This window comes from Micromonospora sp. NPDC005413 (genome assembly GCF_040606435.1).
In the GTDB taxonomy this organism is placed as follows: domain Bacteria; phylum Actinomycetota; class Actinomycetes; order Mycobacteriales; family Micromonosporaceae; genus Micromonospora.
In genome coordinates this window covers 34,627-43,236 of record NZ_JBEXEV010000044.1, presented here as the reverse complement: position 1 = coordinate 43,236, position 8,610 = coordinate 34,627, and the positions used below count along the sequence as shown (strand labels likewise).

Sequence of the window (8,610 nt, the reverse complement as noted above, 5' to 3'; positions counted from 1 at the left end):
CAACAAACTCTGGTCGGGTTCGTACTTCGCGGGCTCCGTGGGCGGGGCGCCGCTCAGTGTCGTGCGTCAGTACATCGAGCAGCAGAACCGCCCGGTCTAAGGCACTGCCCGGGCCTTGGCGGCCCTCCCAGCGCGGGCTCTCACCCCCGCCCTGAAGGGCGGAGCACTGGCCCGCAACCCGGTAGCAGCGTCGTGGGATCCCACCTCGACCCCGCTTGGTGCTCCATCACTCCGACCGCGGTGAGCGGATCAAGCAGATGCAGATGCCGTCGGCTAGCTGCTGCTAACTCCAAGGCGCAGCGCAGCACTCGATCCAGTCCGTCAGGTCAGGCAACTCACCTGGAGGTTGGAATGCCGACCGTCGTGAGGTGCCCCTTCCCCATCACGTGCACCAAAGATCGACCATCGGGAAGTAGCCGGTCGATGCGTGTGGGAAGTCGCACGCGAGCGGTGATGGCCCCGGTCCGGTTCACTACAACGAGTTGGTTGCAGGACCGGGCGAAGAGTGCACCTCCGGGGACGGGGACACCACCACAGGTGGCACCGTACGGAAGATCCGGTGCCCCGGTCGCCGCCGGATCCCTCCACCCACAGCGGTGGCACGTCCTGGCCGGACCACCTGGTTGCCCGAACCAATCGCGCTCGGGTTGCGGAGGCTCTCGACCAGCTCCGCAACCCGACCGCGAGCAACCGCGTCCGAAGCCCGATCGACCGGTGCCGGCAGTGTGTGGGATGGCGTTGAGCTTGACCCGAAGACCTGATCGAATGGCTATGGGAGCAATCGGGCCGTCACCGACCGTACGACGTCACGTGACAGGAGTCCCGTCATCATGCTTCGAAGGTCAACCGTTCCCACCCTGCTCGCCACCCTTGCGGCCGTCTCCCTCGCCCTGCTGCTCGGTTTGGCCGCCACGGCGCCCGCCAAATCCGCGATCGCTGCCCCACCCGCGGCTGCCGCGCCGGTACGGGTCATGCCGTTAGGCGACTCGATCACCGGCTCGCCCGGCTGCTGGCGGTCCACCCTGTGGAACCGCCTCCAGACCACCGGCTACCCCAACGTCGACTTCGTCGGCACCCTCGGTCCACAGGGCTGCGGCCAGCCGTACGACGGGGACAACGAGGGCCACGGTGGCTACCTGGTGACGAATGTCGCCAACCAGAACCTGCTGCCCGGCTGGCTCTCCGCCACCCGCCCCGACATCGTGCTCATGCATTTCGGCACCAACGACGTGTGGAGCAACATCACGCCGACGACCATCCTCGCCGCGTACTCCAAGCTGGTCGACCAAATGCGGGCCAGCAACCCCACAATGCGGGTGATCGTTGCGAAAATCATCCCGATGGCACCGCCCACCTGCGCCGAATGCGGGCAACGCGTTGTAGCCCTGAACGCCGCAATCGGCGGCTGGGCGGCGGGGAAAACCACGGCGCAGTCCCCGATCGTGGTCGTCGACCAATGGACGGGCGTCAACACCGCCGCTGACACTTACGACGGGGTGCACCCCAACGCCTCCGGCGACCAAAAGATGTCCGACCGCTGGTACCCGGCGCTGGCCGCCGCCCTCGCCAACGGCGGCACCCCGACCCCGACGCCCACCGCGACCCCGACGGCGAGCCCCACTCCGACGGCCACCCCCACCCAGACCCCGGCTCCCGGCCCGACCTGCACGGCCGACTACCGCATCGTCGGGCAGTGGCAGGGCGGGTTCCAGGGCGAGGTGACCGTCCGCAACACCGGCGCCGTCCGAACCGCCGGCTGGACCGTCGGGTACACCCTTGCCGGCGGCCAGCGGATCAGCCAGGCGTGGAACGCCGAGGTGACCCAGGCCGGCGACACGATCACGGCGCGCAACGTGACCTGGAATGGGGCACTCGCTCCGGGCGCGGAGGCCACCTTCGGCTTCCTCGGCAGCGCTACCGGCACCCCCACCGCTCCTACCGTCAGCTGCACGGCGAGCTGAGGCGGCACGGGTCGGCGGGGCTCCTCAGCGCTTCACGGGAGGGGCCCCGACGGCCCGGGAGCCTCCGGCACCGGCATCGGTGGTCGGGCTGGTGTCGCGCTCGTCAGCGTGCGGTTCTACGCCGGCTCGCGCACACCGCCGGCGTTGCCACCGTCGTCCGGCATCGGTTCGGCCGGGGCTTCTGGCAGTTCGTCAAGGGTGTCGGGCAGAAGGACGCCCGCGTCGTCGGGCACCGGCTCACGCGGATCGATGGGCGGATACTGTTCGGGGTCGAGATCCGGTCCAGTCATCAAGCGAGTATCCGTCGCCTTAGGGGTCTGCCGCTCGTCGGACCGCACGACCAGGCCCGGCGCGGCGGTCTCTCCTACCTTGAGGTGGTCCGCTGCTGATGGACGGACCAGGGTGAGCCGCAACGGGCAGGACGGTGGCTGTGGGGGCGTAGTCGATCTTCCAGTCGGTGTAGACGCCCAACCTGCCGTCGGCGAGGCAGCGTAGGCCGAGGCTGACCCAGCGAACCTCGTTATCGGCGTTCATGGCGTAGCCAACGCCAACAGAGAACGCCTCGCCCCCGCAGGGACAGCCGCATTCCTCCAGCGCCGCATCTTCGACGTGGTCGGCGCTGTCGGCGATGGGCGTCTCGGCCCGACAGCCTTCGCAAAGAATCAACGCGCAGCCTTCCTCGTCGTCGACCGTGACGCGAAACGCCGATCCATGGCAGTGCCGGCAGCTGATCTCTACGACGTGCTGGACGGGATAGCCGCCCGCTTGGTGCTCCCGAATATAGGTGGCGAGATCATCGAAGTCGTCACCACACCACAGACCGGCGGACTTCCTAACGGCCACGTCGACTCCCAGCAAGCTGAGCAGAGTGAAGGTGTCGCGAGCAACGTAGCGCTTGAGACACCGCATGATCTCGGTCCTGCTCTTCCCGCAACGCGCGACGGGTGACGTAGTCCCTGGCGGGGTTGAGGCAGCGACATGCGCACGAGGTGATGCGCCAGGGCGCTGTTGGCATCACGGTCATCGCCGAGGCGCAGGCGGTGGCGGTACGTCCGGAGCTGGCGCGACGGAATTGTTCGCGTCGATCCTCACCGCATCCAGGTAGCGTCGCCGCCGTTTGATGTGGCATATCCCCGGGCGTACCGACTCGACCGCCCGGGGCCCTATAGGGTCCACGCTCAGGCGGCCCGCCAGCGTGCCCGTTCCTCCCCAGCCTTGCGTGTGCACCGCATGGGCGTGCCTTTCGATGTGACACCTCGTGCGCCTTCCGGGGTGCAGAACGCGCCCGGGTGCACGCCCTGCCGCACTGACGGCGTTGGCGGTTTCGCGGTGGTCGATTTCGGTTTCGGCTTGACCGTGGTCGTTTTCGGCTCGGGAGCGGTCGTCTTCGCGGGCGCGGGTTTCGTCGCCGGTTTCACGGTGCGCGTCGGCGTGGGCGCCGGCTCCGGCGGGGCGATTGTCGCGTTGGCTGAAGTCTCGCCGACGGCCGGGGTGGGCGTGGTGTCACCGTCGACAAGCCGCCCGATGGCTGGTGGGGTGGACGAGCTCGGCGCGGACACGGGCTTGGTGCTGTCGTCGAACGCGCTGCCGATTCCGCCGCCGCAGCAGCACAGGCCGAGTAGGGCGGCGACTCCGAGGCCAATCTTCTGTTTCCGGTTGAGTCTGCTCACCGAACACATAGTGCTGAGTAGGTAGGGTGCTGGATACCCGCCGACCCGATGGGGCGGTGTCAGGTAGGTGACTCGCCTGCCGTCAGCGCCTTGGCCTGCTGCCGTCGCCGCACAGGCATCTCCGCGCGGCTGTTACGCAGTTGTGTGGCGAGCGTGATGGTGTCTTCGTGCGGTTCGGCGTCGAGGTCGGCGAGGGCTTTGGTCAGGGCACGCAGGAGGGTGCGGATGCCGTCGGCGTCGCCGAGTGCGTGTCGGGCGTGCATCGCTTTGGTGTAGAGGGCTTCGTTGTAGCGGTCGAGTCCGATGGCCTTGTCGAGTAGGTCGGATGCGGCCTGCGGGTTGCTGTCGAGCAGGTCGTCGGCCAGCAGGAGATGGGCTTCGGTGCCCCACCGGCGGACCGTCTCGCGGTGGGGCTGCAGCCACTCGTAGTCCTGGCCGTCGGCGAGGGGTGCGGTGTAGAGGTTGCAGGCGGCGGTGAGGAGTTCGCGGCGGCGCGGCTGGGTGGCGATGGTGGCGCTGCGCATCAGGTCTCGGAGGGTCCACACGTCGACGTCCACGGTGGCGGGGTCGAGCAGGTACCGTCCGGCGGATTTGATGACGTAGGCGTTCTTCGTCTCTGCGGTGCCGGCGCGGCCGAGGACGTGCCGCAGGTTCGAGGCATTGGTGTGGACACGTTGGTCGGCTTGGCTAATGCGGGCGTCGGGTTCGAGGAATTCGCCGATGTCACGGGTGCCGGCTCCGTCCGGGTGGACGGCGAGGTACACCGCGAGTTCCAGGGCTTTGGCTCGCAGCGGCCGGCCTTCCGCGGTAATGCCTTCGATGCGCGGTGCGCCGAGCACGCGCAGCCGCGCCCGTCCCGACAGGGTGGCGGTGGTGGGCTTGACGGCGGTCGGGGTGGCCGGGTCCGCGGCGGTGGGCGTCGTCTCGGTGCGGCTGGCGTGCAGGGGCACGATCGTGACCGGTACGGCGGGTGAGGTGATGGCGGGCGGTTCGCCGGTCTGGGCCTCGCGCAGCGTGGTCAGGATCTGGAGGGCGTTAGCCGGTTCGAGGACGGGCAGGCGCGGTGGCACCGGTTCGGCGGGCTGCCCGGATATGAGATTGGTGTGTCCGTCCGGGGCGACCTCGACGGTGACGCCGTAGGCCCATTCGCCGAGTAGCAGCGCGGACACGTGCAGGCCCTCGCCCAGGGCGAGGGCGGCCTTGGCGCGCATCTGGGCGCCAGTGGGTGGGGTCTCGGTGATGAGCATGACCGGCGGTAGCGCTTCCTCGTCGGGCACTGTCCGCCGCAGCTCATTCAGGTCGGTCAGGGCGTGTTCGTCGAGGATGCGGCTGCGGTGCAGCAGCCGGGACTCGATGACGGTGAGCGAGTCGTTGATGCTGTCGGTCACGTGCAGGCGCGGCCATGGGTTGAGGGTCACCGCGTCCGGGCCGAGCAGCGTGGCCATGGTGGCGGCGTCGATGACGACCTCGCCGCGGGCGTCGGGGTGGTGCGGGCCGCCGGAGGCCAGCACGGCGACGAGGGCGGCGCGGGCGGCAGCATGTGCGCCGTCGCCGACGATCCCGCATCCGCCACCCGGCAACAGCCCGAGGTCGGGTACGAGAGCGAGCGGCGGGCCATCGTTGCTGCTCGCATCCGACGGCTCGAGGTTACGGGCGGCCACGGCACGGTGGACCTGGACCACGGTCGGGGGCAGTCCGGTGGGCGGATCATCGTCAGGCTCGCCGGTGTAGCGACGGCGGCGTTGGAGCCAGAGCATCGCGGCGGCGGCGCTGATCGCGGCAGCGAGCGACCAGGGCAGCCAACCGGAGTCCGACAGATCAACACCCTGGTCGTCTGTGCCCGCCGTAGGACTGTTAATGGCGGGCGGCGACGTGGCGGGGTTGGGGACCCCCGACGACGGCGCTGGCGACGAACTGGACCCGCTTGGGGCTGCGGACCGCGTGGTGGTAGGAGTAGCGGCCGGTGGCGTGGGTGGCGACACGGCGGGATCGGGCGGGTCAGGTGCGGCGCTCGGCGATGCGGGTGGTGTCGCAGGCCGGCCCGACCGGGGGGTGGGGGGCGTTGCTGGTGTTGCGGCTTGTGGTGGGCGGGCGTCGGCAGGTAGGCGGAGCTCCCAGCCGGGGTAGATGAGGTCGCAATCGCGCAGGACACCGCCGACGGGAAAGTGGCGGTGCTTGTTCAGGCCGCACACCTCCGGCCACCGGCCCGCGTCGCCGAGCCACTCCTTCGCGACCTTGGACAAGGTGTCGTGTCGCTCGACGTTGTAGAGGTAGCGCTGATCGGCGACGTGGATGATGGCGGGTCCGCGGGCTGCGGCTTGCCGGGGAACGTCGGCGCGCTTGGTCGCGGCGGCGGGTGTAGACGGGCGATCCGTGTGCACCGCCGCGTCGAGGGAGCCGGCGGGGGTGACGGCGAGCGCGGCGGTGCCAGCCAGACCGAACACGAGCCGGTGCATCGGGGCCGGCAGCCTGAGTACGGGGATTCGCCACCGTGTCGCCGCCGCGAGGATCTCGGCGAGCAGGAGCAGTGTGAACGCGCCCCAGAGCAGCCACATTGCCCAGAGGGCCGCGCCGATGAGGAAGTCCGGGGTGAACCGTCCGCTGGAGCGCGCGAACCAGTCTGGAATCTGCGTCCAGGCCGGCAGCCGGCGGAGAGGGTTTCCACCCGTCGCCCACAGCAGGGCCGGAACGCCGGCCAGGAAGAGGCCGGCACCGATGACGCCGCGAACAGCGCCGCCTAGGGAGGGCCTTGCGCGGCGCGGCGGCGAATCGTGTGGAATGCGGACGGTGGCCCGTGCGCCGTAGTCGGCGAGTTTGGCGTCTCTGCCCCGGCGCGTCTGCGGCACCTGTCCCCCTATGGTTGATCCACGATCTTCTCCGGATACACGAGGGTGAGTGTCTTCGACTATCCCATCGGGAGAGATTCTCACCATCCGCGTACAACGAGTCACGTTCAGCGGATCACGGTTGACACCCAGTCGCCCTCAGGGGCGAGACTGCCCCCCATGCCAAGCGGGGGCACTGTGTTGTCGATCGACCTAAGCTCGTCGGCCATCGCGGCCACTGTCAGCCGGCACAGCCTGAAGATCCCCATCCTCATCGATGGTCGCCTCGCCATGCCCCCTGGTGTCGTTATCGGGCCCGCAGGGGAGATTTACGTCGGTCTCGACGCCATGGCTGCGATGTCCTTGCCGGTAGACCACCGGTTCGTCGATAACCCCGCGGACCTCCTCGGTCGGCCCGCCAACACCGCCGATGCGACGCAACCCGACCCGGTGGATCTACTCGCCGCCGTGCTGCGGCACGTCACCCATCACGCTGCCGTCCACGTCAACGGGCCGATCACCGCGCTCACCGTGACCGTTCCGCCGAGCTGGGGACCACGCCGCTGCGGACGCGTCAGCGAAGCGGCAACCCGCGCGGGATTTCCACCTCCCGCCCTGGTCACCGCACCCGCCGCCCTCGCCGCCTACGCCACAATCCTCGGCGTCACCGCGCCGGAAGGCTCCTGCGTGCTCGTCTGCCAGGCAGACCGCGAACCGGCGACACTGACCGTTCTGCAGAGCGCCGCCGACGGCTACCGCGAACTGGCGACACAGCAGATCACCCTTGCCCTTGGCCTCGACCACCTCATCGCCCAACACGTCGTCCAGACGGCCACCGCAGACTCCGACCCGCTCCAAGCGATGATCACCGTGCCCAGTGGCGACCAGGCAGACGGCGCACGTGCCCTCCTGGAATCTGTCCGCACCGCCAGGCATCTACTCACGACCCAGGACCAAGCCCCGATCCTGCTGCCCGCGCCCCGCCAACCCGCCGTCATCACCCGTAACGACGTCACGGCCGCCGCACAGCCCCTCCTCGACCAGATACCCGGCGCAGTCGACGGACTCCTCGACGCCGCCGACGTCGACAAAACTCACCTCGCCGGCGTCGTCCTCAGACCCGCCTCCGGCGTACCCGCGCTGACCGAAGCGCTCACCGCGGCCACCGGCAAAACCCCCACGCTCATCGACCACCCCCACGCCCTCGCCGACGGGGCCCTCTCGCTCACCACCACACACCAATCAGGCTCGGCAGCCGCCGCACGCCTACCCCGCGTCCGCCTACGTATCAGCGACCTCACCGGCGCCCTGCTCCTCGGCGCCTGTTCCCTGGCCCTGCTCCTGCAAGCCGTCCTCACCGCTTACATCTCCACCTACAGCACCTGGGTCGTCGGCGTCCGCACCTCCCTACCGCAACTCGGCACCGCCGGCGCACTCGTCATGCTCACCGCATTCGCCGTGGCGCACCTAGCACCCACCACCTTGCTCGCCGGAACGCCCGCCGCATCAACACCCGAACCCACCACCGGCAGCCTCATCCGACGCGGATACCTCACCGCCGCCGTCGTCGGCGCCATCACCGCCGCGCTCTACGGCCTCGCCACCGGCACCGCCGTCAAACACGACTACACCCCCTACCTCACATGGACCCTCGGCGCCGCCCTACCCCTGGCCGCCTGCGCCACCCTCATCGCCGCCACCGCACCCCGCATCCCCGCTGATGCACTACCCACCTGGCTCGCCATGACCCGCCCCGCCATCACCCACGCGATCACCGCCACCGCCGGTATCTACCTCATGCGCGCCGCGCTCACCCTCACGACACCCATCTCCACGAACACCATCGCCCCCATCGCCGGCAGCATCGGCGCAGCCCTCGTCGGCATAGCCACCGCCCTCACCATGAGCCGCAACCGGACGATCCGCGCCATCACCGCACCCGGCCTCGCCATCGGCTACGCCCTCGTCTTCACCATCGACACCAACAGCGCCCTCATCGTCGGCTACCTCGCCGCCCTCACCTGGTGGAGCATCCGACTCACCGCACACACCCTGCGGCTCGCCTTCCCCCAGCCAGGTACAACGCTGCGCCGCCTCAACGACCGGACGGGCGGCTGAAGGACCGCGAAGCCGCTCGGGCCGCTAACCCCGCAC

7 protein-coding genes are annotated in these 8,610 nt (G+C 69.6%); 4 read left to right on the top strand and 3 right to left on the bottom strand.

Going from position 1 to position 8,610, the window contains the following annotated elements; genetic code table 11:
* Both ABZS37_RS30100 and ABZS37_RS30095 read left to right on the top strand, forming a co-directional pair.
* Positions 1–100, top strand: a 100-nt coding sequence (locus tag ABZS37_RS30100; RefSeq protein ID WP_355174541.1) for a transposase, incomplete at its 5' end; no start/stop codon positions are given.
* A 730-nt stretch (positions 101–830) separates the two neighbouring features.
* Positions 831–1,961: a cellulose binding domain-containing protein gene (locus tag ABZS37_RS30095; protein ID WP_355174537.1), complete on the top strand. Its 1,131-nt coding sequence runs from the start codon at positions 831–833 to the stop codon at positions 1,959–1,961.
* Positions 1,962–2,077: 116 nt separating this feature from the next.
* Here ABZS37_RS30095 and ABZS37_RS30090 read toward each other — a convergent pair whose 3' ends face one another.
* Together ABZS37_RS30090 and ABZS37_RS30085 are read right to left on the bottom strand one after the other, a co-directional pair.
* Positions 2,078–2,251, bottom strand: coding sequence for a hypothetical protein (locus tag ABZS37_RS30090; protein ID WP_355174535.1), 174 nt, complete (start codon positions 2,249–2,251; stop codon positions 2,078–2,080).
* A gap of 19 nt (positions 2,252–2,270) precedes the next feature.
* Positions 2,271–2,870 carry a hypothetical protein gene (locus tag ABZS37_RS30085; protein WP_355174533.1) on the bottom strand — a complete coding sequence of 200 codons (600 nt, stop codon included), beginning with the start codon at positions 2,868–2,870 and terminating at the stop codon, positions 2,271–2,273.
* Positions 2,871–3,191: 321 nt separating this feature from the next.
* Here ABZS37_RS30085 and ABZS37_RS30080 point away from each other — a divergent pair, with 321 nt between their 5' ends.
* The gene (locus ABZS37_RS30080; RefSeq protein ID WP_355174531.1) at positions 3,192–3,656 is read left to right on the top strand and encodes a hypothetical protein; all 465 of its coding nucleotides are present in this window, start codon (positions 3,192–3,194) and stop codon (positions 3,654–3,656) included.
* 34 nt (positions 3,657–3,690) lie between these two features.
* Here the strand turns inward: ABZS37_RS30080 and ABZS37_RS30075 are convergent, their stop codons facing one another.
* Positions 3,691–6,477, bottom strand: coding sequence for a transcriptional regulator (locus ABZS37_RS30075; RefSeq protein WP_355174529.1), 2,787 nt, complete (start codon positions 6,475–6,477; stop codon positions 3,691–3,693).
* Between the two features lie 336 nt (positions 6,478–6,813).
* Between ABZS37_RS30075 and ABZS37_RS30070 the strand changes: the two genes are divergently transcribed.
* On the top strand, positions 6,814–8,574 hold the full coding sequence (locus ABZS37_RS30070; protein ID WP_355174527.1) for a hypothetical protein: 1,761 nt from the start codon (positions 6,814–6,816) through the stop codon (positions 8,572–8,574).
* Positions 8,575–8,610: the final 36 nt, after the last annotated feature.

Bases quoted from the DNA above. Each gene is read 5' to 3' on its own strand.
- ABZS37_RS30095 (WP_355174537.1), top strand. From the start codon at position 831: ATGCTTCGAAGGTCAACCGTTCCCACCCTGCTCGCCACCCTTGCGGCC.
- ABZS37_RS30090 (WP_355174535.1), bottom strand. From the start codon at position 2,251: ATGACTGGACCGGATCTCGACCCCGAACAGTATCCGCCCATCGATCCG.
- ABZS37_RS30085 (WP_355174533.1), bottom strand. From the start codon at position 2,870: ATGCGGTGTCTCAAGCGCTACGTTGCTCGCGACACCTTCACTCTGCTC.
- ABZS37_RS30080 (WP_355174531.1), top strand. From the start codon at position 3,192: ATGGGCGTGCCTTTCGATGTGACACCTCGTGCGCCTTCCGGGGTGCAG.
- ABZS37_RS30070 (WP_355174527.1), top strand. From the start codon at position 6,814: ATGTCCTTGCCGGTAGACCACCGGTTCGTCGATAACCCCGCGGACCTC.